Annotated in this window: 20 protein-coding genes; 8 read left to right on the top strand and 12 right to left on the bottom strand. The window is 67.4% G+C overall.

The annotated features are described in order from the left end of the window. The first annotated feature begins 120 nt into the window (after positions 1-120). Entirely contained in the window at positions 121-1,566 is a 1,446-nt protein-coding gene (locus tag ACV7NQ_RS26660) for a short-chain fatty acyl-CoA regulator family protein (RefSeq protein ID WP_463362133.1), read from the top strand. Positions 1,567-1,632: 66 nt separating this feature from the next. Here the strand turns inward: ACV7NQ_RS26660 and recG are convergent, their stop codons facing one another. Continuing rightward, positions 1,633-3,927, bottom strand: coding sequence for an ATP-dependent DNA helicase RecG (recG, locus tag ACV7NQ_RS26655; RefSeq protein ID WP_463362132.1), 2,295 nt, complete (start codon positions 3,925-3,927; stop codon positions 1,633-1,635). 4 nt (positions 3,928-3,931) lie between these two features. Next, positions 3,932-5,674, bottom strand: coding sequence for a DAK2 domain-containing protein (locus ACV7NQ_RS26650; protein ID WP_463365826.1), 1,743 nt, complete (start codon positions 5,672-5,674; stop codon positions 3,932-3,934). Between the two features lie 323 nt (positions 5,675-5,997). Here ACV7NQ_RS26650 and rpmB point away from each other — a divergent pair, with 323 nt between their 5' ends. The 3 genes from rpmB to ACV7NQ_RS26635 all read left to right on the top strand — a co-directional run bounded on the left by rpmB (position 5,998) and on the right by ACV7NQ_RS26635 (position 7,645). Continuing rightward, complete coding sequence (gene rpmB / locus ACV7NQ_RS26645; protein ID WP_011210730.1) at positions 5,998-6,189, top strand: 50S ribosomal protein L28; 192 nt, start codon at positions 5,998-6,000, stop codon at positions 6,187-6,189. A 106-nt stretch (positions 6,190-6,295) separates the two neighbouring features. Further along, positions 6,296-6,799, top strand: coding sequence for an N-acetyltransferase family protein (locus ACV7NQ_RS26640; protein WP_463362131.1), 504 nt, complete (start codon positions 6,296-6,298; stop codon positions 6,797-6,799). Positions 6,800-6,865: 66 nt separating this feature from the next. Continuing rightward, a complete protein-coding gene (locus tag ACV7NQ_RS26635) occupies positions 6,866-7,645 on the top strand; it encodes an enoyl-CoA hydratase/isomerase family protein (protein WP_463362130.1) in 780 nt (259 codons plus the stop codon). Positions 7,646-7,675: 30 nt separating this feature from the next. Here the strand turns inward: ACV7NQ_RS26635 and ACV7NQ_RS26630 are convergent, their stop codons facing one another. Genes ACV7NQ_RS26630 through thiL form a run of 4 tightly spaced genes read right to left on the bottom strand, consistent with a single transcriptional unit; the run spans position 7,676 to position 10,738 of the window. Beyond that, positions 7,676-8,542, bottom strand: a complete 867-nt coding sequence (locus ACV7NQ_RS26630; RefSeq protein WP_463362129.1) for an alpha/beta fold hydrolase — start codon at positions 8,540-8,542, stop codon at positions 7,676-7,678. Positions 8,543-8,600: 58 nt separating this feature from the next. Next, positions 8,601-8,867 (bottom strand): hypothetical protein, encoded by a 267-nt coding sequence (locus tag ACV7NQ_RS26625; RefSeq protein WP_463362128.1) that lies wholly within the window; start codon positions 8,865-8,867, stop codon positions 8,601-8,603. A 27-nt stretch (positions 8,868-8,894) separates the two neighbouring features. Continuing rightward, positions 8,895-9,578, bottom strand: coding sequence for a uracil-DNA glycosylase (locus ACV7NQ_RS26620; RefSeq protein WP_463362127.1), 684 nt, complete (start codon positions 9,576-9,578; stop codon positions 8,895-8,897). A gap of 11 nt (positions 9,579-9,589) precedes the next feature. After that, a complete protein-coding gene (thiL, locus tag ACV7NQ_RS26615) occupies positions 9,590-10,738 on the bottom strand; it encodes a thiamine-phosphate kinase (protein ID WP_463365825.1) in 1,149 nt (382 codons plus the stop codon). A gap of 182 nt (positions 10,739-10,920) precedes the next feature. On the opposite strand from thiL, the gene ACV7NQ_RS26610 reads away from it, so the two are divergent. Then, on the top strand, positions 10,921-11,814 hold the full coding sequence (locus ACV7NQ_RS26610) for a DUF3515 domain-containing protein (protein WP_463365824.1): 894 nt from the start codon (positions 10,921-10,923) through the stop codon (positions 11,812-11,814). Positions 11,815-11,856: 42 nt separating this feature from the next. On the opposite strand, the gene ACV7NQ_RS26605 is transcribed toward ACV7NQ_RS26610, so the two are convergent. From ACV7NQ_RS26605 to ACV7NQ_RS26595, 3 genes are all read right to left on the bottom strand, one after another. After that, positions 11,857-12,057, bottom strand: coding sequence for a DUF6191 domain-containing protein (locus ACV7NQ_RS26605; RefSeq protein ID WP_463362126.1), 201 nt, complete (start codon positions 12,055-12,057; stop codon positions 11,857-11,859). Between the two features lie 27 nt (positions 12,058-12,084). Next, positions 12,085-13,185 (bottom strand): D-alanine--D-alanine ligase family protein, encoded by a 1,101-nt coding sequence (locus tag ACV7NQ_RS26600; RefSeq protein WP_463362125.1) that lies wholly within the window; start codon positions 13,183-13,185, stop codon positions 12,085-12,087. A gap of 76 nt (positions 13,186-13,261) precedes the next feature. Then, positions 13,262-14,272: an NAD(P)H-dependent glycerol-3-phosphate dehydrogenase gene (locus tag ACV7NQ_RS26595; RefSeq protein WP_463362124.1), complete on the bottom strand. Its 1,011-nt coding sequence runs from the start codon at positions 14,270-14,272 to the stop codon at positions 13,262-13,264. 31 nt (positions 14,273-14,303) lie between these two features. On the opposite strand from ACV7NQ_RS26595, the gene cofC reads away from it, so the two are divergent. The 3 genes from cofC to ACV7NQ_RS26580 all read left to right on the top strand — a co-directional run bounded on the left by cofC (position 14,304) and on the right by ACV7NQ_RS26580 (position 18,214). Then, a complete protein-coding gene (gene cofC / locus ACV7NQ_RS26590) occupies positions 14,304-15,002 on the top strand; it encodes a 2-phospho-L-lactate guanylyltransferase (protein ID WP_463362123.1) in 699 nt (232 codons plus the stop codon). A 72-nt stretch (positions 15,003-15,074) separates the two neighbouring features. Continuing rightward, positions 15,075-17,249, top strand: coding sequence for an RNA degradosome polyphosphate kinase (locus tag ACV7NQ_RS26585; RefSeq protein ID WP_463362122.1), 2,175 nt, complete (start codon positions 15,075-15,077; stop codon positions 17,247-17,249). 20 nt (positions 17,250-17,269) lie between these two features. Then, the gene (locus ACV7NQ_RS26580) at positions 17,270-18,214 is read left to right on the top strand and encodes an NUDIX hydrolase (protein ID WP_463365823.1); all 945 of its coding nucleotides are present in this window, start codon (positions 17,270-17,272) and stop codon (positions 18,212-18,214) included. 156 nt (positions 18,215-18,370) lie between these two features. On the opposite strand, the gene ACV7NQ_RS26575 is transcribed toward ACV7NQ_RS26580, so the two are convergent. The 3 genes from ACV7NQ_RS26575 to leuC form a co-directional block, all read right to left on the bottom strand. Continuing rightward, on the bottom strand, positions 18,371-19,024 hold the full coding sequence (locus ACV7NQ_RS26575; RefSeq protein ID WP_463362121.1) for an HU family DNA-binding protein: 654 nt from the start codon (positions 19,022-19,024) through the stop codon (positions 18,371-18,373). Positions 19,025-19,180: 156 nt separating this feature from the next. After that, positions 19,181-19,789 (bottom strand): 3-isopropylmalate dehydratase small subunit, encoded by a 609-nt coding sequence (gene leuD / locus ACV7NQ_RS26570; RefSeq protein ID WP_463362120.1) that lies wholly within the window; start codon positions 19,787-19,789, stop codon positions 19,181-19,183. A gap of 106 nt (positions 19,790-19,895) precedes the next feature. Then, positions 19,896-21,320: a 3-isopropylmalate dehydratase large subunit gene (gene leuC, locus ACV7NQ_RS26565; protein ID WP_463362119.1), complete on the bottom strand. Its 1,425-nt coding sequence runs from the start codon at positions 21,318-21,320 to the stop codon at positions 19,896-19,898. Positions 21,321-21,478: the final 158 nt, after the last annotated feature.

The raw sequence follows: 21,478 nt of genomic DNA, 5'->3' as shown, positions 1-21,478 counted from the left end.
GCCGCGGCGATCGCGCGCATAAGAAAACCCCTTCGCACGCTACGCACCCGCATTCGATCCGAAACACCTCGCAACAGCAAAGGTTCCCGGCGAGAACTCGGCATTTTGCAATGTTTGCGAATGACGGCCGCTACGATCTTGCCCGTGCGCAAGATGTACGCGGGCGCCCGACTACGGCGGTTGCGCGAGGAACGACGGATGACGCAGGCGGCACTGGCGAAATCCCTCGATCTGTCGCCCAGCTACCTCAATCAACTCGAGCGCGACCAGCGACCACTCACCATCCCGGTGCTGTTGAAACTCAACTCCACCTTCGACCTCGACGTGCAGTTCTTCGCTGCCGACTCCGATGCCCGGATGGTCTCCGACCTGCACGAGGTGCTCGTCGATGCCGCGGGCGGCGACAGCGCACCGCTGACCGAGGTTGAGGAACTGGCGACCCGACTCCCCGAAGTCGCCCGAATCGTCGTCGCGATGCACCGGCGGCTACGCGCCGCCACCGATCACCTCGATCTGCTCTCGGCCCGGGTCGCCGCGCCCGCCGGTGCGCCGGGCGCCCCCATGCCCTACGAGGCTGTGCGGGACTTCTTCTACGACCACCACAATCACATTCCGCAACTCGATCACGCCGCCGAACAACTCTTCGAGGAGTGCGGTCTGACCATCGGCTCGCTCGATCGCCAACTGGCCCGCGTTGCCGAAGAACGCGCCGGGGTAACGGTTCTGGTGCGCGGCGACGGCGCGGACCCGTCCATCCCGAAGCGGCACTACGACCCCGACAGCCGCACCCTGACCCTGGCCCGGCGGCTGCGTCCCGGGCAGCGCGCCTTCCAGATCGCCACCACCCTCGGTTTCCTGCTCTTCGACAAGGAATTGGACGCCGTCCTCGCCGAAACCCCCTCGCTCACCGGCGAATCCCGCACGCTGGCGCGGGTCGGACTGGCCAATTACTTCGCCGGTGCGCTGGTGCTGCCCTACGGTCGCTTCCTGCGGTCGGCCGAGGAATTGCACTACGACATCGACCTGCTCAGCCTGCGCTTCGAGGTCGGCTTCGAAACGATCTGCCACCGGCTGAGCACCCTGCAACGCCAGGGCCAGCGGGGCGTGCCGTTCTTCCTGGTCCGCACCGACCACGCGGGCAATATCTCGAAACGCCAGTCCGCCACCGCATTCCACTTCTCCCGCGTGGGTGGCAGCTGCCCACTCTGGGTGGTGCACGAGGCGTTCGACAACCCCGGTCGCATCCTGACGCAGATCGCCGCCATGCCCGACGGGCGCCGCTACCTGTGGATCGCCCGCACCACCATGACCGCGCCGCACGGATTCGGCACGGCGACAAAGAACTTCGCGATCGGCCTGGGCTGTGACATCGAATACGCCGACCGCCTGGTGTATTCCGCCGGACTGAACCTCGACGACCCCGCCGCCGCGGTCTCCATCGGCGCGGGCTGCAAGGTCTGCGAGCGCCCCGACTGCCCCCAACGCGCATTCCCCCATATCGGCAGCCCCCTGGCGGTCACCGAACACACCAGCACCGATCTCCCCTACCCCCGCATCCTCCGCTGACCGCACGTTCCGAACTACATCGAAGCCGTTACCGCACAACGTGCTTCGACACCGCGTGCGAATCGGTCAGGATTTGGCCAGATACTCGATGCGTTCGGCGTCGACCGCGGCATGCATCATGCCCGCCAACCCGGGGTGCTTGCGCAGGCCGGGATCGGCCTCGACCACCTCGCGGGCTAAATCCTGTGCGGCGGTGATGACTTCGAGGTCGTCGAGCAGTGACAGCAGGCGCAGGGAGCGGGCGGTGCCGGATTGGGCGGCGCCGAGCACGTCGCCCTCGCGGCGTTGGCGGAGATCGAGGACGGCGAGTTCGAAGCCGTCGGTGGTGGCGGCCACCGCGTTCAGCCGGGCCATGGCGGTGCCGGCGGGATTGGCGTCGGTGATCAGCAGACACAGGCCGGGATGTTTGCCACGGCCGATGCGGCCGCGTAGCTGGTGCAGTTGGCTGACGCCGAAACGATCCGCGTCCATGATCACCATCACGGTAGCGTTCGGGACGTCCACGCCGACCTCGACGACGGTGGTGCAGACGAGCACATCGATGTCGCCGTCGTTGAAAGCGCGCATCACTTGGTCTTTTTCGTCCGAGGGCAACCTGCCGTGCAGCAGGCCGATGCGGACACCGGACAGCGGGCCGGTGCGCAGCGTCTCGAATACGTCGACGGCCGCCTGGGTGGTCGGGCCTTCCTTCTCTTCCGCTTTGTCCGTGTCGGTGGACTTCGAACGACCGTTGCGGGACTTGCCGGAGCGGCCACCCTCTTCGTCTTCGCCGATCCGGGAACACACCACGTATGCCTGCCGTCCGGCCGCGACCTCCTCCAGGATCCGTTCCCAGGCTCGGTCGACCCAGCTCGGATGCTGCTTGCGCGGCACCACTTTCGAGGTGATCGGCGAACGCCCCTTCGGCAGCTGGGTGAGGGTGGAGGTCTCCAGGTCGCCGAGGGTGGTCATGGCGATGGTGCGCGGGATCGGTGTCGCAGTCATCACCAGCAGATGCGGGGTGATGCCGGATTTCGCCTTGGCGCGCAGCGCATCCCGCTGTTCGACACCGAACCGGTGTTGCTCGTCGACCACCACCATGCCCAGATCGAAGAACTCGACCGCGTCCTGGATCAGCGCGTGAGTGCCGATCACGATGCCCGCCTCGCCGGTGACCGCGTCGAGCAGCGCGGCCTTCTTCGCGCTCGCCGCCATCGAACCGGTGACCAGTACGACCTTGGTCGCCTGGTCCGCCGCGCCGAGCTCACCGGCGGTGCCGAGGTCGCCGAGCATGGCGCGCAACGACCGATAATGCTGGGCGGCGAGCACTTCCGTCGGTGCGAGCAGCGCGCACTGCTGGCCGGCGTCAACCACCTGCAACATCGCGTGCAGCGCGACGATCGTCTTACCCGAGCCCACCTCACCCTGCAGCAGACGGTGCATCGGACGGCTGCGCGACAGGTCCTCGGAGATCTCCGAGATCACCTGCTGCTGCCCCTCGGTCAATTCGAAGGGCAGGCGCGTGTCGAAAATGGCGGCGACACCGTCGGATCGGGGCGGACACGGCCGGGCGGCGCGCCCCTCTACCTCGTGCCTGCGCTCGGCAAGCACCAGCTGCAAGGCCAGTGCCTCGTCGAAACGCAGACGCTCCCCGGCCTGTTCGATATCGGACTTGCTTTCGGGCAGGTGGATCAGCCGCAGCGCGTCCGACACCTTCAGCAGGCCGCGATCCTCGCGCAGATCGTTGGGCAACGGATCATCGATCGGGTCGAGCTGATCGAGCACCTGCCGCACACAAGCCAGCAGATCCCAGCTCTGCACCTTCGCGGTCGCCGGGTACACCGGAATGTACTCCCGCTCGAAGAACGAGACATCCACGCCGCCCGCGCCTTTCGCGCTTTGCGCCAGACCGCGCAGGGCGCCGCCGCCGCGCACCGTCGTCAGGTTCTCGACCGAGCCCTCTTCCTTCTCCGGCAGGATCAGGTAGTCGGGATGCGAGAGGTTCCACCGGTCCGGCCGCCACCAGTGCACGGTGCCCGACATCATCGCCCGGACCCCTTCGCGGACAAGGTAACTCACCTTGTCACCGTTGAAGAAGGTGATCTCGATCGGCCGCACCGAACCGGTATCCAGGATCACCTTCAGCAGTCGGCCCCTGCGGTTCTTCATCGGCCGCAGTTCGGTTTTCGTCACCCGGCCGATGACGGTGATGTGCGCACCCTCCTCCGGCTCCTCCTGGGTCAGGGGCTGGCCCTGAGTGGCGTAGCGCAACGGATAGTGCCGCAGCAGATCCTCGACCGTGTGCATGTCGAAGGCGTCGGCCAGTGGCTCGGCCGCCTTTACGCCGAGCAGATGGTCGAGCCGATCGCTCAGGGTCGCCATGGTTCTATTCCACCCCTATCTGCACCAGATCTCCGTGCTGCCCACCGGAATACACAGCGACCTCCACTCCGGGAAAGCCGTGCGCGATGTGCGCGGCCAGTTCGTTCGCGAGTCCGGCGGGTACCGATTCGCCCATCAACAGGGTCACCAGTTCACCGCCGAAACCGAGCATCCGATCGAGCAGGGTCAGCCCCGCCGTCCGCACATCCCGATCGATGACTATCACATCCTGGCCGACCAGGCCGAGCCCGTTGCCGGGTTCGCAGGTGCCAACCATGGTGAGCGCGCGCTCCGTGGCCGTGCGCAGCGAACCCCAGCGGGTGGCCGCGGCCGCCTCCGACATCGTGAAGGCGTCGTCGACGGCGATCCGGCCGCGATCGTGCACGGCAAGCGCGGCGAGACCCTGCACCATGGATCCGCTCGGCAGCAATAGCACGTCGCGGTGCGCATCACGAGCCGCGACACCGACGGCGACCAACTCGTGCGCGGGCAGCGCACCGTTGGGCAGCACCAGCACCTCACGGTTGGGCATCCGCCGGATCGAGGCCAACAGCGCGGCACTGGAGACCCTGCCGTCGTGGCCGAGCACTACCGCGCCCGCGGCCTCGAACAGCGCGGCGGCTCCGGCTCCGGCCGCCACGGCGAGAATCCCGCGACCCGCAGGTCCGCGGCGTTCGGCCGCGCCGTGCCCGTCCGCGTCACCCGGCCCGGCGAACTCGCCGCCCCCAGCCACCTCGGCGCCGCCACCTGTCTGCGCCGCGGCCTCGGAATGCCCGTGATCACCGTGTGCGGTGATCGCAAAGCTCTCGATCCTGATGCCGCTCAAGGTTCCCGCGCCGATCCCGGCTTCCACCGCGGCCCCCGCGTCCGCGCAGTGCACGTGCGCCGACCACGATCCACCGCCATCACCGACGACCACGACTGAGTCCCCCAGTTCGCCGAGCACCGTACGCAACCGGGCGATCCGCCGGTCGTCGGTGTCGGCGAGCACGTACATCACCTCGAAGTGTGGTCCGGGTTCCACGGACGCGTCCGACGCCATGGATTCACTCTCACCGCGCACATACTCCGGCCTGGCGGGCGTCTCGCCCAGGGTGACCGACACCAAACTGTCGAGCAGCACCACCAGCCCACGCGCGCCCGCGTCGACAACCCCGGCCTCGCGCAACACCCCGAGCTGGGCGGGCGTGTCGCCGAGTGCCTTGGCGGCCCCGTCGGCCGCCGCAACCGCTACCTCCGCCAGCGCGGGATTCGAACACGCCGCGGCACAGCTCGCCGCGCAATCCAGGACGGTGAGGATGGTGCCCTCGACCGGCGCACTGAGCCCCTCGCGCACCAGACCAGATGCTTTGGCCAGTGCCTCACGCAGGGTGCGCCCCGTCAGTGGTCCGCCGTGCACCGTTTCGGCGATGCCGCGCAGCACCTGCGACAGGATGATTCCGGAGTTACCGCGGGCGCCGAGCGTCGCCCCGCGCGCCATCGCGGCGGCCACATCGTGCGCGGATACCGCACTCCCCGGTGCGCGATACGAGTGCGCGGACACCACCGCGGCATCCGCGGCCTGCATCGCCGCGCGCATGGTCGCCAGCATGTTGGTGCCGGTGTCGGCGTCGGCGATCGGGAAGACGTTCAGCGCGTTGATCTCCTCGCGCCGCCGCTCCAGGCCCTCGAGGCAGGTCCGACCCCAGCGCAACAGCGCCGCGCCGTCCAGAGCACTCGGACGGACGAAGGTCCGGCCATCGCTCATCGTGTCCCGCACTCCGGGCACCGTCACCTCTTTCCGCGTTTATCCCGCGCACCACCACCGTCCGCCAGGTTAGCGGGCGAGACCGACAGTGGATTCGGGACTCCGGACCAGTACACTCGGCAGTGTCCACCGGCCGTCGTTGCGCGTCCTCGGGCCGACCCGGTTTGGCGTATCGGGGCACCGGCGGTTAATCTTGCGGGGTTGCCTCGCGCCGCCGTCGCCGGTCTGCGCTGGCCGACATCAGTCGGCAGGGCATAAGACATTGTTTCCGGACATGCTGCCGTAAGCAGCGGTCCCCACATGACATGAAGGAGTTCGCGACTATGGCTGCCGTCTGCGACGTCTGCGCCAAGGGCCCCGGCTTCGGGAAGTCGGTCTCGCACTCGCACCGGCGTACCAACCGTCGTTGGAACCCGAACATCCAGACCGTTCGCGCCCAGGTTGCGCCGGGCAACACCCGCCGCATGAACGTGTGCACCTCCTGCCTGAAGGCGGGCAAGGTCGTCCGCGGCTGATTCAGCCGCACCGCACCGACACACGCCCCGGCACCCCATGGGTGATCCGGGGCGTAGTGATCGATACGGCATTTCGGCGATACGGCAGTGCACGAGTATGGTGACCATGACCCCGTGGCAGATCGTCCCGCTCGCTGCCGAGCACACCCGCAGCCTGGCCGAGTGTCACATCGCCTGCTGGCGTGAGGCGTATCAGGGCCAGGTGCCCGACCACCTGCTTGCCGCCTTCGACGTCGAACGACGCGCGGCGCAGTGGGAGCGTATCCGGGTCGCCTACCCGGGACATATCCATGTGGCGCTCGTCGACGACGAGGTGATCGGATTCGCGAGCGCTGGCCCGTCGACTGATCGGGACGCGGTGACCCCTGTCGAACTGAGCGCCATGTACGTCCGCGCACCCTGGTACGGCACCGGCGTCGCCGACGACCTCATCCGGACGGCGCTCGATCCGACGATGCCCTGCTCACTGTGGGTGTTCGAGGAGAATCCGCGCGCGCAGGCCTTCTATCGAAGGCACGGTTTCGAGCTCGACGGCACCCGCCGGACCGAAGCATTCACATCTGCCATGGAGGTGCGAATGGTGCGATCGCCGGACGGCTCGCACCAATGACTCTGCTCAGCAGCCCTTGGCCTCTCACCCCGCATCGGCCGCTCGGCGCGCGATAGGGTGCTGACCATGACCTCCACCGAGCAATCCGGGTACGTCACCACCGTCGACGGCGTGCTACAGATCACCATCGCGACCGCCGCCAATGGCACCTCCATGGATTTCGCCGGCATCAACGCGGGCACGGCGGCATTGCGGACGCTCGGTTCCGAGATCGGCGCGGTGCTGTTGACCGGTTCCGGCGCGAACTTCTGCGCGGGCGGCAATGTGCGCGGCTTCGCCGCTGCCGATGATCGCGCCACCCATATCCATGGTCTCGCAACGGATCTGCACCATTTCGTGCGCGCGCTCGACGCGACCGCGGTTCCGGTGGTGGCCGGCGTCCAGGGCTGGGCAGCGGGCGCCGGGATGAGCCTGGTCTGCCTCGCCGACATCGCCATCGGCGGCCCGAGCACCAAGCTGCGCCCCGCCTACCCCGGGATCGGGCTGAGCCCGGACGGCGGCATGTCATGGACGCTGCCGCGCATCGTCGGCGCGGGGCGGGCACGCGAAATCCTGCTCACCGACGCCGTTCTGGACGCCGATGAGGCGGTGCGACTCGGCATCCTGAGTCGCCTGGTCGCCGACGATGACGTCCGCGCCGAGGCGCTGAACTTGGCCCGAACCTTCACCGCCGGACCACAATCCACCTATGCGAGCATCAAATCGCTACTGGCGCAATCTAATTCGTCCACACTTAGCGATCAGCTCGACCACGAGCGCGACTCGATCGCCGCCGCTGTGAACAGCCCCGCCGGGCAGGAGGGCGTCAACGCCTTCGTAGACAAGCGCAAGCCCGACTACAGCTAGGGCGTATTCGTCAGTGGGCGGCGCGTCGAATCAGCTGTGGCGCAGTTGAACTACAAACTTCGCTACGGCGTCGGTGAAGGAGTCGTTGTCGTCACCGGCGGCCGTATGCGCCGCGCCACCGATCTCGACGAGCTGGGCGTGCGGCACCAGTTCCAGGAACGAGGCCGCGCCCTCGGCACTTACCACATCTGATTTCATGCCGCGCATCAGCAGCACGGGGATCGTGAGGGCGCGCGCGGCGGTTTCCATCTGATCGGTCATCTCGGTCGGGTCCTCGACGCGATTCGAGAGCATGTCGGGATCCCAGTGCCAGTACCAGCGGCCGTCGCGCTCGCGCAGATTCCGCCGCAGCCCTTCGGAACTCTTGGGGCGCGGCCGGTGCGGCATATATTCGGCGACCGCGTCGGCGGCCTCGTCGACGCTGTCGAAACCGTCGCGATGCTTGCCGAGGAAGTCGATCACCCGGGCGACGCCGTCGTGTTCGGGGCGGGTGACGATATCGACCAGCACCAGCGCGCGGATCGCCTCGCCACCCGGCACCGCAGTGGTGAGTAACCCGGTGATTCCGCCCATACTGGCACCGACGACGACGGCGGGGGCGCCCAATTGCGCCAGCACGGCCACCAGGTCCGCGACCATGGTCGGGTGTCGATAGTCGCTGTCGGGCGCCCACTGGCTGTCGCCATGTCCGCGCGCGTCCAGGGTGACCACCCGCATGCCGGCGGCGGCCAGCTTCGCACCCGTCTGCTTCCAGGAGTGCCTCGTCTGCCCGCCACCGTGCAGGAACAGGACGAGCGGGCCGTCGATCGAGCCGAACTGGTCGGCGGCCAACTCGATCCCACCCGATCCGCGCAGCCGAAGACGGACCGGATCGAGAAGATTGTTCGCATTACTCACGATCTGAGGATCGCACACCACCGCGGACGGGCCGCGCGAGCCTGGGTCGGTGAGACTTTCAGCAGGACAGCTTGAGGGTGAGAACCACGCAGGAGATTTGGGCATCCACCGAGGCTGAGATGGTGGAAGAGCCGGTGGAGGTGAACTCCTCGGCGACCGGGGCCGAGGTGGCGGTGCTCGCCTGGGTGTCGGTGGCGGGCTCGAGCTTCAGCGGCGCCGCACCGGCCGCGGCGGTACCGCCTGCTAGCGCCGCGCAGAGAGCTAGCGTGGCGGTGGCGACGCGCAGAGCGCCGCGAACTGTGCTGTTGTACATCGTGCTCCTCATGTGATTATTTTCTAACGGGTCGAGCGTTCATGGCAGACGCCAATCCACCGGTTCGGCGCCGAACTCGTCGAGCAGTTCATTCACCCGGGAGAACGGGCGGGAACCGAAGAAGCCGCGCGAAGCGGACAGCGGGGACGGGTGCACGGACTCAATGTAGGGCACCTCGGCCTCGGCCAGCGTCGGCTTCAGTGTCGCCGCGTCCCGACCCCACAGGATCGCCACCAGCGGCTCGTCGCGCGCGACCAGCGCGCGAATGGCCTGTTCGGTCACCACCTCCCAACCCTTGCCGCGATGCGAGGCGGGCTGGCCCGGCGACACCGTCAGCACTCGGTTGAGCATCAGCACACCCTGATCCGACCAGGGGCTCAGGTCACCACAGGACGGTGTGGGATGGCCGAGGTCCTTGCCATACTCGGCGAAGATATTGGCCAGGCTGCGCGGCACCGGCGAAACATCGGGCGCGACAGAGAAACTCAGTCCCATCGCGTGCCCGGGGGTCGGGTATGGATCCTGACCGACAACCAGCACCCGCACCGCGTCGAACGGACGCTGGAAGGCGCGCAGCACGTTCTCGCCCGCCGGTAGATAGCCACGGCCCGCGGCGTTTTCGGCGCGCAGGAATTCACCCATGGCGGAGATCTGTTCCGCCACCGGCTCGAGAGCCTTCGCCCAACCCGGATCCATGATCTCCGTCAGTGGTTTCGCGCCCATGACCGGACAACCTAGCCGGTCTCGGGGCCGGGCGCAGCGTCCGCCCCACCGAACGAATCCCAGCCTCCATTGCCCGGCCGCCGAACACCGTCAACCGTGACGCCGTGACCTGCCAGCACCCGGCCGATCGGCACCCAGCCCGCGGGCACATCCTGCTCCCGCGGCCAGGTCGCGGCGAAGGCGTGATCCTCCCCGCCGGTCAGAATCCAGTGCGCCGCGTCGGCATCCAGACGTTGAGCGATCGACTCCAGCGCCCGGTCGCGCAGCGCCGCCGAGTTCAGATCGACCGCGACCCTGGACGCCTGGGCGATGTGCCCCAGATCGGCGAGCAACCCGTCCGATACATCGGTGAGCGCAGTGGGCACCGCCTCGGTCCCTGGCACCGCGGCAGAGCCGATGATGCCCTCCGACCCGAACACCGCGGCGCCCCGAGCCTGCGGCGCCACATCGTGGCGCGCGCCGAGCACCCCGTCGTCCGGTAGCACGTCGCGGCGCCGATCGTGCGCACCGGCGCGTGAGTCGCGCGCCCTGGTAGCGGCGTCGGACAGCGCGTCCAGCACCGCCCAGTACGGCGGCTGCGGAACCCGGTGGGCGGCAAGCACATCGGCGAAAGTCTCGGCAGTCGAATCGACGCCGGCGGTCAATGCGGCAAGGCCCGCCGCGGACCAGCCAAGGCGGCCCGCTACCGCGACCGTATCCCCCACGCGCGCACCGGCTCTGGTGATCGGCGCCCGGCCGCGCAGATCACCGAGGGCCGTGACCGAGATGACGATCTCCGGACTGCGAACCAGATCCCCGCCCGCGATGGAGCCACCGGCCCGCCTCGCCTCGGCCCACATCCCATCGGTGAGCTCGTCGATCACCTCGATCGGAGTATCGGCCGGGCAGCCGAGCGCCACCACGAACGCGGTCGGCACCGCACCCATCGCGACCACATCGGCCGCGTTTTGCGCGATCGCCTTCCGCCCGATGTCGTGCGGACTCGACCAGTCGAGCCGGAAATGCCGACCCTGCACCAGCATGTCGGTGGTCACGGCGAACCGACCGTCCGGCGCTGCCACCAGCGCCGCATCGTCACCGGGTCCGAGCAAAACCCCGCGCTCCTGCACCCGACCCGCGTTGATCCGCGCGATCAGTGCAAACTCCCCCAGCTCACGCACCGTCCGCGGCCCCGTGCTCTTGCTGATGACCCGGTCCTTCCCGACGTCCTGCTGGCTGGAATGGCCACGACGGTACTCTTTCCAGGGCAATCGAGTACTACTGGGCCGGTGCGTAGCACCCGCGGTGGACAGACCCGCGGCACGCCGACCAGCGCAAACCCGAACAGGAAGGACCGGTGAGCATGGCGGCGGATTCGTCGAAGCCCGATTCGTCGAAGCCCGATTCGTCGAGGGCCGATTCGTCGAGGGCCGATGCCGAGAAAGGCACGGCCGAACAGGCCGGAGCGACCGCCGCACCGGACACCGCGCCGAGCACCGGGACAGCTCCTGCGGGGACCACGGCATCGGACGCCGAAGCGTCGGTCCCGGCCGACGCCGACAGTGGAAGCGCCGCTGCGAGCGAAGCAGCATCGGACGCCGAGCCTGCCGCGGACGCCGAAGATGCGGCGACCACCGGCGACGCCACGCAAAACGCCGACGACGCGGCAAAGGGCGACGGCGCGGCATCCGACAGTGCGGGCTCCGAGTCGTCTCCTCAGACCCGCGCCTACCCGCCCACACTCATCGCCACCGCGGTCGCACTACCCGTCGTGCTGATCGTCGCCGTCCTGGTGGCCGCGATCCTCGCACGCAAGGCCCCGACCGAGCGCGAGCCACTCGTGCTCGGCCCGGTCCCCGCGCCCGCCGCGGACGGCCCCGCCTGCACCACCCTGCTCCCGGCCCTGCCCGTCGAACTAGGCGACTACACCAAATCCCAACTCGTAGAACCCTCCCCGCCCGCCACCCGCGCCTGGCAACACCAAGACGGCGGCGACCCCATCGTGCTGCGCTGCGGCCTGGACCGCCCGTTGGAATTCAACCGCGCCTCGGCACTACAGATCGTCGACGGCGTCCAGTGGTTCGAGGCCCGCGACCCCGCCGCCAAGGCAGGCACCTGGTTCGCCGTCGACCGCGAGACCTACATCGCCCTGACCGTGCCCGACGGCTCGGGTCCGACTCCCCTGCAAGCAGTTTCGGACACGATCACCGCCAACCTCCCCGAAAAAGCCATCGACCCCGGCCCACTGCCCAATTGATCGACCTGTCCGAGCTTCCGGCTCAATACGAGTACGCGGTTGTCACTCGCGCGGCAGCGGGCTGAGCACCGCGGTGCCGGAGGTCAGGTCGGTATCGAAGCCACCCGGCGCACCGTCGCCCGGATTGTCCCGATGAATCAGCGTCGACTGCTGTTGTTCGAACTTATGGTGCCGCCCCGCCGTGAACACCACGTCGAACTGTTCGGAGCCGACCGCCGAGATCGGACGACCGTCGCGCCGCATCCACGGCACGCGCGAGCCTGATTTTGCCTACCGCAGGCCGGTACCTCTGACCAGCGCCGTCTCGATCAGCGTCGACACCAGACTCGCGTAGCCGATACCGGTGGCCTCCCACATGCGCGGGTACATCGAGATCGAGGTGAAGCCGGGCATCGTGTTGATTTCGTTGATCACCGGGCCGTCGGCGGTGACGAAGAAGTCGACGCGGGCCAGGCCCTGGCAGTCGAGGGCGCGGAAGGCCCGGACCGCGAGTTCCCTGACGCTGTCGGAGAGTTCGTCGTCCAGCTTGGCCGGTACGTCGAATTCGCAGACATCGTCGAGGTATTTGGTGTCGAAGTCGTAGAACTCGGGTGCGGTGGCATCGGCTTCCGGCATCCGGATTTCGGCGACCACGCTGGCCTCGACCCGACCATCCGGGAATTCCAGTACGCCGCACTCGACTTCGCGTCCAGCAATGCCCGCCTCCACGATCACCTTCGGATCGTGTTCGCGCGCCGTCGCGATGGCCGCGTCCAACTCGCTCCAGTCGGTGATCTTGGTGATGCCGATCGAGGAGCCGCCGCGCGCCGGTTTCACGAATGCGGGCAACCCGAGCCGCGCCCGGTCCTCCTCGCTCACCGTGGCCGTCCCCGGCCGCAGCACCACCTGGCTGCCGATCGGCAGGCCCTCGGCGGCGAGCAGTTTCTTGGTGAATTCCTTGTCCATGCCCGCCGCGCTGGCCAGCACACCAGGCCCGACGTACGGGATGCCGGTCAGCTCGAGCAGGCCCTGTAACGTGCCGTCCTCGCCGAACGGTCCGTGCAGGATCGGGAACACCACATCGACCGAACCCAATGCCGCACTCGGGTCGTCGAGTGCGACCAGCGCGCCGGAGCGGCCCGGGTCTGCGGCCAGGGTCAGTGCGGTGCCGCTGCCGTCCACCGACGGCAGCGCGGCGTTGCCTTGGAATCCCAGTGCCGCGATGTCGGAGCTGCCGAGCACCCAGCTGCCCTCGATGGTGATGCCGATCGGCACCGCCTCGTACTTTTCCGGATCCAGGTTGCGCAGTACGCTGCCGGCCGACACACAGGACACGGCGTGCTCGTTACTGCGCCCGCCGAACACCACGGCCACCCTGATCCGGTTCATCATGCTCCGAACCGTACCCGTTTCGGCGGCCGTTCCAACCTCGTACCCGGACGCCTTCAAGGTCAGCGCCGCGCCGCGGTTACTCCGGCTTGATCCTGCGGCCGAGCAGGGTACCGACCGCCTCGCTCACCGAGACGCCCTCATGACACACCTGGTGCACCCCGTTGGTCAGCGGCATCTCCACGTCGTGCGCGGCCGCGAGCGCACGCACCGATGTGCACGACTTCACACCCTCGGCGACCTGGCCATGAGTCGCTTCCTGGGCGGCCTCCATCGACCCGCCCGCACCGAGCACGTACCCGAACGACCGGTTGCGCGACAGCGGCGAGGTGCACGTCGCCACCAGGTCACCGACACCGGCCAGTCCGGCAAGGGTGACGGGTTCGGCGCCGAGCGCGACCCCGAGTCGGATGATCTCGGCCAGGCCGCGGGTGATCAGGCTGGCGATCGAGTTGTCGCCCAAACCCATTCCCGAGGCGATCCCGCAGGCGAGCGCGATCACGTTCTTACACGCGCCGCCGATCTCGCAGCCGATCACGTCGGTGTTGGTATAGGGGCGGAAATAGCCGGTCGCGCTGGCCTGCTGCACCGCGATCGCGCGGGCGGCGTCGGTGCAGGCGATCACGGTGGCCGCAGGCTGGCCTGCGGCGATCTCCTTGGCCAGGTTCGGACCCGACAGCACGGCGATCCGGCTCTCCTCGGCCCCGGTGACCTGACCGATCACCTGGCTCATCCGCAACAGCGTGCCGGTTTCGATGCCCTTGGCCAGACTCAGCAGCGTGGCGTCGTGGTCGGAGCGCGCCGTGCCGATCGCGGCGTTCCACTTTTCGAGATTTCCACGCAGGGATTGGGAAGGCACCGCGAGCACCACGATCTCGGCGCCGTCGAGAGCCCGCTCGTGATCATGGGTGGCCGCGACCGTGGGCAGTTGCACGTCGGGCAGGTAGAACGGATTGCGATGTTCGGTCGCCAACGCCTCGGCCACCTCGGGTCGCCTGGCCCAGATCGTGACGTCGGTTCCCGCTTCCGCCAACACCTTCGCGAACGCGGTCCCCCATGATCCCGCACCCAGTACTGCCGCCCTCGTCATCAGCCCAATATGCCATGTAAGGATTGGACGCATGCGTCAGCACTCCGTGCACGCCGTGATCGCGGTGAAGAGTCTCGACCGGGCCAAGAGTCGCCTGGCCGACCGGCTGCGCCCCGAGCACCGGGCACGGCTGGTGCTTGCCATGCTTGCCGATACTGTGACCGCCGCCGCGGCGGCGCCGCAGATCGTATCGATCACCGTGGTGACTCCGGATCCGGTGGTCTCGGAACTGGCGTATACGCTCGGCGCCGCCGTGCATCCCGAACCCCGCCACGATGGGGTGGATCCCGCGGATCCGGACGGGCTGAACACCGCGCTGACCGACGCCGCGTCCGCCCTGCGGCGGCGGCACGGCCCGGTGGAGCTACTGGCCCTACAGGCAGATCTGCCCGCGCTGCGCCCCGAAGAACTCTCGGACATGCTGGCCACCGCACCGCTCGGCCTGCGCTCGGTCATCGTCGACCACGCCGGCAGCGGCACCGCCGCGCTACTTGTCCGCGACACCTTCGCCGCCCTGGATCCGCGATTCGGGCCCGGCTCGGCGCGCAGGCATATGGCCTCGGGCGCGGTCGATCTCACCGGCGACTGGCCGGGTTTACGGCTGGATGTCGACACCGCTGCCGATCTGGACTGTGCCGTCGCGCTCGGCGCCGGGGACGCAACTCGTGCTGTCCTGCACGACATAGGCTGGCCGGGCCGCGTTCACGAGCACGTACCGCACGTGTGCTAGATAGTCGCCACACTGGGCGTGATACTTACCCAATCGCGATGTCCGCCTGCCCACGGTCGGCTTTTGTAGGGGATGATCGTTGACGTGAGCGATACGGAAACTGTCAAGCAGCAGCAGCTGCTTCCCATGGCACCACCCGCCGCGACACCTCCCGCCGAGGAGTCGACGGCGCAGTGGCTGCCACGTGATCGCTACCTGAATCGCGAACTGAGCTGGCTCGACTTCAACGCCAGGGTGCTCGCCCTCGCCGAGGATGAGTCACTGCCGTTGCTGGAACGCGCAAAGTTCTTGGCGATCTTCGCGTCGAATCTCGACGAGTTCTATATGGTTCGCGTCGCCGGTCTCAAACGCCGCGCCGAGACCGGACTTTCCGTGCGCTCCGCGGACGGGCGCTCGCCCACCGAGCAGCTGACGATGATCGCGGCCCGCGCCCAGGAGATTGCCGACCGGCATGCTCGGGTTTTCCTCGATTCCGTGCTGCCCGCGCTGACCGCCGAGGGCATCGCCATCATCGACTGGGCCGATCTGGACGATGATGAGCGCCAGCGGCTTTCGGGACATTTCCAGGATCAGGTCTTCCCGGTGCTCACCCCGCTGGCGGTGGATCCGGCCCACCCGTTCCCCTACATCAGCGGCCTGAGTCTCAACCTCGCGGTGACGGTGAAGGATTCCGCCACCGGCGGCGAACACTTCGCCAGGGTGAAGGTGCCCGACAACGTCGACCGTTTCGTCCGGGTGCGGCGCACCGACTCCGGTTCCTCGATCGCGGCGTTCCTGCCGATGGAGGAGCTGATTGCCGCGCACCTCGATCTGCTGTTCCCCGGTATGAAAGTGGTCGAGCACCACGCGTTCCGGATCACCCGCAACGCCGACTTCGAGGTCGACGAGGACCGCGACGAGGATCTGCTACAGGCCCTGGAGCGCGAACTCGCGCGCCGGCGCTTCGGTTCGCCGGTGCGACTCGAGGTCTCCGACGATATGACCGAGCACATGCTCGATCTGCTGTTGCGGGAGCTCGAGGTCGACGCGGACGATGTCATCCAGGTGCCCGGCCTCCTCGACCTGTCCTGCCTGTGGCAGGTGTACGGCGTCGATCGGCCCAACCTCAAGGACCCACCGTATGTCCCCGCCACGCCCGCGGCGTTCGGCGAGCGCGAGACCCCGCGCAATGTTTTCGCTGCGCTGCGCGAGGGCGACGTGCTGGTGCACCACCCCTACGACTCGTTCTCCACCAGCGTGCAGCGCTTCATCGAGCAGGCCGCGGCCGACCCGCAGGTGCTTGCCATCAAGCAGACCCTGTACCGCACCTCCGGTGACTCCCCGATCGTGAACGCGCTCATCGACGCCGCGGAGGCGGGCAAGCAGGTCGTCGCGCTGGTCGAGATCAAGGCACGCTTCGACGAGCAGGCCAACATCAAATGGGCCCGCGCGCTGGAACAGGCCGGGGTGCATGTGGTGTACGGCCTCATCGGCCTCAAGACGCACTGCAAGACCTGCCTGGTGGTGCGGCGCGAAGGCGCGACCATCCGCCGCTACTGCCACATCGGCACCGGTAACTACAACCCGAAGACAGCGCGGCTCTACGAGGACATCGGATTGCTCACCGCCGCACCGGAAATCGGCGCCGATCTGACCGACCTGTTCAATTCGCTGACCGGTTACTCGCGAAAAGCCAACTACCGCAACCTACTCGTTGCGCCGCACGGGGTTCGCGCCGGAATTATCGAACGGATCCAGCGCGAGACCGAGTTGGCGCAACAGGGTGTCCCGGCGCGAATCCGGTTGAAGGCCAATGCGATCGTCGACGAACAGGTCATCGACGCGCTCTACCGCGCCTCGCAGGCCGGGGTTCCGGTGCAGATCGTGGTGCGCAGCATCTGCGGATTGCGGCCGGGCGTGCCCGGCATGAGCGAGAACATCGAGGTGCGTTCGATTCTCGGTCGGTTCCTGGAACATTCGCGGATCATGCACTTCCAGGCTCAGGATCAGTACTGGATCGGCAGCGCCGATATGATGCATCGCAACCTCGACCGGCGCGTGGAAGTGATGGCGCAAGTGAAGGATCCGCGCCTCACTGAACAATTGGGCGTGGTCTTCGACTCCGCGCTGCATCCGATGACGCGCTGCTGGGTACTCCAGGCCGACGGAAGCTGGCATGCCTGGCCGGAGCAGACGGGCACCGACGGCGAACAAGTGCGTGACCACCAAGTATTCCTCATGCGACTGCGGAGACCGGATCAGCCGTGACTGGTGCGACGGGGTACGAGATGGACGGGGGCCCGTTCTGGGATCCCCGAGTGACAGCGAACATTCACGCCGCGGGCGCGGTGCTGTGGCGCAAGTCGCCCGAGGATTCGGGCGTCATCGAGATCGCCGTGGTGCATCGCCCCAAGTACCAGGATTGGTCCCTACCCAAGGGCAAACTCGACCCCGGGGAAACACCGGTCCTCGCCGCGGTCCGCGAGGTGCGGGAGGAGACCGGCCTGCATTGCCGGCTCGGCCGCTACCTCGGCCACGTGACGTATCCGATTCCGGGACACCGGAAGCTGAAGCGGGTCGACTACTGGGCGGCCGAGGCGGCGGGCGGTGAATTCACCGCCAATTCCGAGGTCGATCGGCTGAGCTGGTACCCGCTGGACCGGGTGATGGAGCAATTGTCCTACCCCATGGACCGGCAGGTGCTGCGCGCGTTCACCCGCCTGCCCGCCGACACCGACACACTGCTGCTGATGCGGCACGCGAAAGCGGGCCGCCGCGACCGATTCCATGGCCCGGATGACGAGCGCCCACTGGAGCGGGCCGGACAGGCCCAGGCGCAGGCGCTGGTGCCGAATCTGTTGGCGTTCGGCGCATCCGAGATCTTTTCGGCGCCACCATTGCGTTGCGTGCAGACCGTCCAGCCGTTGGCCGAGAAACTCGGCACCGACATCGTCCTCGAACCGCTGTTCTCCGAAAGCGGTTATGCCGCAGCGCCCGACGCCGCCCGCGAGCGCGCCCGCGAACTCGTGTCCGATCGCGCGGTGCGGGTGTTGTGCAGTCAGGGCAAGGTAATTCCCGATCTGCTCAACTGGTGGGCCGAACGCGACGGCATTACTCTGCCGTCCGCGCGCAATCGCAAGGGCAGTGTGTGGGTGCTGTCCTTCGCGGCCGGAAATCTGGTCGCCGCCGACCATCTCGACCGCTCACTCTCGGACGCCATTGTGAAGTCCTGACGGCCGGTACGCACACAGCGCCGAAATCCAACGCAGAGCTCGAAACGGCCCCGGGGCGAACCCCGGGGCCGTTTCGAGCCGGTAGGAGAGGTGATTGCGGCGTCAAGGCCGAATCACCGGGCGACGCAGCGTCACCACCGACGCCGGACCTCAGCGTCAGCGAGTGCGACGGGCCGGAGCCTTCTTGGCAGCGGACTTCTTGGCGGGAGCCTTCTTCGCGGCCGTGGTCTTCTTGGCCGCGGTAGTCTTCTTGGCCGCCGTGGTCTTCTTGGCCGCGGCCTTCTTGGCAGGGGCCTTCTTGGCCGCTGCGGCCTTGGCAGGAGCCTTCTTGGCCGCCGTCGTCTTGCGGGCAGTGGTCTTTGCCGGTGCCTTCTTGGCAGCCTTCTTCACCGTCGTCTTGGCAGGCGCCTTGGTGGCGGTGGCCTTCTTGGCCGCCGTCTTCTTCGCCGCCGCCTTCTTGGCCGCCGCCTTCGTCGCCGCCACCGGCGCATTCGCGCCGCGCTTGACGGCGGGACCGCTTGCAGTGAGTTTCTGCTTCCCCGCGATCACTGCCTTGAATTGAGCACCCGGACGGAACGCAGGCACCGAAGTGGGCTTCACCTTGACGGTTTCGCCGGTGCGCGGGTTCCGCGCCACGCGAGCCGCACGCTTACGCTGTTCGAACACACCGAATCCGGTGATTGTGACGCTCTGACCCTTGTGCACCGCTCGCACGATGGTGTCGACCACGTGCTCGACTGCCGCGGTGGCCGTGCGCCTGTCCGTACCCAACTTTTCGGTCAGAACGTCGATCAGTTCCGCCTTGTTCATTGAATCCTCCGCAGACTAATGGCCCGTCGTCGGACCGACTAAGTACCACGGTAAACCCACTTTGGGCAAGAGTCTATGTGCCACGCCAAAATTCATGTGGTTTAGCACACGTCCAGCTACCACCCCAAGGGGTGCTCAGCTATCGACCCGAGGTGATTACGCTTGCGAAATGCGTGCCGGAAGCGTGGCGGGTTTCCAAGTTGGCCTTGCTTTTTCGAACTCGCCGATGGCATCGCTACGCCTCAGGGTGAGCCCGATGTCGTCCAATCCTTCCAACAGACGCCACCTGGTGTAGTCATCAATATCGAACGGCAACACGACGGTTCCGGCCGTCACCGTGCGTGCTTCGAGGTCCACAAACAATTCCAGGCCGGGCTGTTCCTCGAGAAGCTTCCAGAGCATTTCGACATCGTTCTGTGACATCTGAGCGGCCAGTAGCCCGCCCTTGCCGGCATTGCCGCGGAAGATGTCGCCGAAGCGCGACGAGATGACTACACGAAAGCCGTAGTCCGACAGGGCCCATACGGCATGCTCACGTGAGGATCCGGTACCGAAATCCGGACCGGCCACCAGCACGGTGCCCCGGTCGTAGGGCTCGGTGTTCAGAATGAAGTCCGGATGTGATCGCCACGCTGCGAACAGTCCGTCCTCGAATCCCGTGCGCGTCACGCGCTTCAGGTACACCGCCGGAATGATCTGATCGGTGTCGACATTGGATCGACGGAACGGGACGCCGATCCCCTTGTGCACGGTGAAGGCTTCCATTACTTGATTCTCCTGGGTCGGTAGACGAGTTGGGCGGGGAACGGGATTGATCCGAGCGCGGGCGGCGGACTCGGCACACCCTGTTCGGGATCTCCCCGGCGGCAGATCAGTTCAGATCAGCGGGGGCCGAGAGGGTGCCACGGACCGCCGTAGCGGCCGCTACGAGCGGGGAAACCAGGTGTGTGCGGCCACCTTTGCCCTGCCTGCCCTCGAAGTTGCGGTTCGAGGTCGAGGCACAGCGCTGACCGGGCTCCAGCTGATCGGGATTCATTCCCAAGCACATAGAGCAACCGGCTTGCCGCCATTCGGCGCCGGCGGCGGTGAAAATCTCGCCCAGTCCTTCTTTATCCGCCTGTGCGCGCACTCGCATCGAGCCCGGTACAACCAACATTCGCACGCCGTCGGCGACCTTACGTCCCTTCAAAATCCCGGCCACCGCACGCAAATCCTCGATGCGTCCGTTGGTGCACGAGCCGACGAATACGGTGTCGATCGCCACGTCCCTAAGTGGAGTTCCCGGCTCCAAATCCATGTATCGCAGCGCTTTCTCCGCAGACTCGCGCGCCGTCTCATCGGAAATCCGCGTCGGGTCGGGCACCGCGTCCCCCAGCGGCACACCCTGTCCCGGGTTGGTGCCCCAGGTGACGAACGGTGTCAGCGCATTCGCGTCGATGTGCACCTCGGCGTCGAAAACCGCGCCCTTGTCGGTCTTCAGCGCCTCCCAGGCGGCCACTGCGGCATCCCAGTCGGCTCCCTGCGGCGCGTGCGGGCGGCCCTTCAGGAATTCATAGGTTGTTTCGTCCGGCGCGATCATGCCCGCCCTGGCGCCCGCCTCGATGGACATGTTGCAGATGGTCATTCGCGCTTCCATCGACATGGCGCGGATCGCCTCGCCGCGATACTCGAGCACGTAGCCCTGACCGCCGCCGGTGCCGATCTTGGCAATGACGGCGAGGATCAAGTCCTTACTCGTGACACCGGGCGGCAATTGGCCGTCCACGGTGATGGCCATCGTCTTGAACGGACGCAGCGAGAGTGTCTGGGTGGCAAGGACGTGCTCCACCTCGCTGGTCCCGATGCCCATCGCCAGGGCGCCGAACGCGCCGTGGGTGGAGGTGTGGCTATCGCCGCACACCACCGTGGTGCCCGGCTGGGTGAGGCCGAGCTGCGGTCCGACCACGTGCACGATGCCCTGATCGAGATCGCCCATCGGATGCAGTCGCACACCGAACTCCGCACAATTGCCTCGCAGCGTTTCCACCTGGGTGCGCGAAATCGGGTCTGCGATCGGCTTATCGATATCGATCGTCGGGACGTTGTGGTCCTCGGTCGCGATGGTCAGGTCGGGACGACGCACCGGCCGGCCCGCCGCGCGCAGCCCGTCGAAGGCCTGCGGGCTGGTCACTTCGTGCACGAGATGGAGATCGATGTAGATCAGATCCGGCTCCCGCGAGGCGCCTTCGCCCTCGCCGCGAACGACGACGTGTTGCTCCCACACCTTCTCGGCCAGCGTGCGTGCGCGGTCGGCCATTATCGATCACCCTTTCCGATGAGCATCCGGTCCACACGCTCGGGCTGAGAGCGCGCTGCCGGCTGCACAAGTTTTGCGGACAGTGGCGCCACCGAAGGATCGGGGGCGGCCAATGTTGGATCACTCAACATTGGCAATCTCACTATCCGAGACGCTAG

The organism is Nocardia sp. Tas62D01, assembly GCF_055232035.1.
Note: the sequence above shows the minus strand (reverse complement) of the source record. Positions and strands in the feature narration are given on the sequence as shown.

What these genes read in the sequence shown, in the direction of transcription:
- rpmB (WP_011210730.1), top strand. Translation starts at nt 5,998, where the DNA reads ATGGCTGCCGTCTGCGACGTCTGCGCCAAGGGCCCCGGCTTCGGGAAG.
- cofC (WP_463362123.1), top strand. Translation starts at nt 14,304, where the DNA reads ATGCGTCAGCACTCCGTGCACGCCGTGATCGCGGTGAAGAGTCTCGAC.
- ACV7NQ_RS26605 (WP_463362126.1), bottom strand. Translation starts at nt 12,057, where the DNA reads ATGCGGCGCGACGGTCGTCCGATCTCGGCGGTCGGCTCCGAACAGTTC.
- ACV7NQ_RS26625 (WP_463362128.1), bottom strand. Translation starts at nt 8,867, where the DNA reads ATGAGGAGCACGATGTACAACAGCACAGTTCGCGGCGCTCTGCGCGTC.
- ACV7NQ_RS26650 (WP_463365826.1), bottom strand. Translation starts at nt 5,674, where the DNA reads ATGAGCGATGGCCGGACCTTCGTCCGTCCGAGTGCTCTGGACGGCGCG.
- ACV7NQ_RS26635 (WP_463362130.1), top strand. Translation starts at nt 6,866, where the DNA reads ATGACCTCCACCGAGCAATCCGGGTACGTCACCACCGTCGACGGCGTG.
- recG (WP_463362132.1), bottom strand. Translation starts at nt 3,927, where the DNA reads ATGGCGACCCTGAGCGATCGGCTCGACCATCTGCTCGGCGTAAAGGCG.
- ACV7NQ_RS26640 (WP_463362131.1), top strand. Translation starts at nt 6,296, where the DNA reads ATGACCCCGTGGCAGATCGTCCCGCTCGCTGCCGAGCACACCCGCAGC.
- ACV7NQ_RS26595 (WP_463362124.1), bottom strand. Translation starts at nt 14,272, where the DNA reads ATGACGAGGGCGGCAGTACTGGGTGCGGGATCATGGGGGACCGCGTTC.
- leuD (WP_463362120.1), bottom strand. Translation starts at nt 19,789, where the DNA reads ATGGAAGCCTTCACCGTGCACAAGGGGATCGGCGTCCCGTTCCGTCGA.
- leuC (WP_463362119.1), bottom strand. Translation starts at nt 21,320, where the DNA reads ATGGCCGACCGCGCACGCACGCTGGCCGAGAAGGTGTGGGAGCAACAC.
- ACV7NQ_RS26660 (WP_463362133.1), top strand. Translation starts at nt 121, where the DNA reads ATGACGGCCGCTACGATCTTGCCCGTGCGCAAGATGTACGCGGGCGCC.
- ACV7NQ_RS26620 (WP_463362127.1), bottom strand. Translation starts at nt 9,578, where the DNA reads ATGGGCGCGAAACCACTGACGGAGATCATGGATCCGGGTTGGGCGAAG.
- ACV7NQ_RS26610 (WP_463365824.1), top strand. Translation starts at nt 10,921, where the DNA reads ATGGCGGCGGATTCGTCGAAGCCCGATTCGTCGAAGCCCGATTCGTCG.
- ACV7NQ_RS26600 (WP_463362125.1), bottom strand. Translation starts at nt 13,185, where the DNA reads ATGATGAACCGGATCAGGGTGGCCGTGGTGTTCGGCGGGCGCAGTAAC.
- ACV7NQ_RS26585 (WP_463362122.1), top strand. Translation starts at nt 15,075, where the DNA reads ATGATCGTTGACGTGAGCGATACGGAAACTGTCAAGCAGCAGCAGCTG.
- ACV7NQ_RS26580 (WP_463365823.1), top strand. Translation starts at nt 17,270, where the DNA reads ATGGACGGGGGCCCGTTCTGGGATCCCCGAGTGACAGCGAACATTCAC.
- ACV7NQ_RS26575 (WP_463362121.1), bottom strand. Translation starts at nt 19,024, where the DNA reads ATGAACAAGGCGGAACTGATCGACGTTCTGACCGAAAAGTTGGGTACG.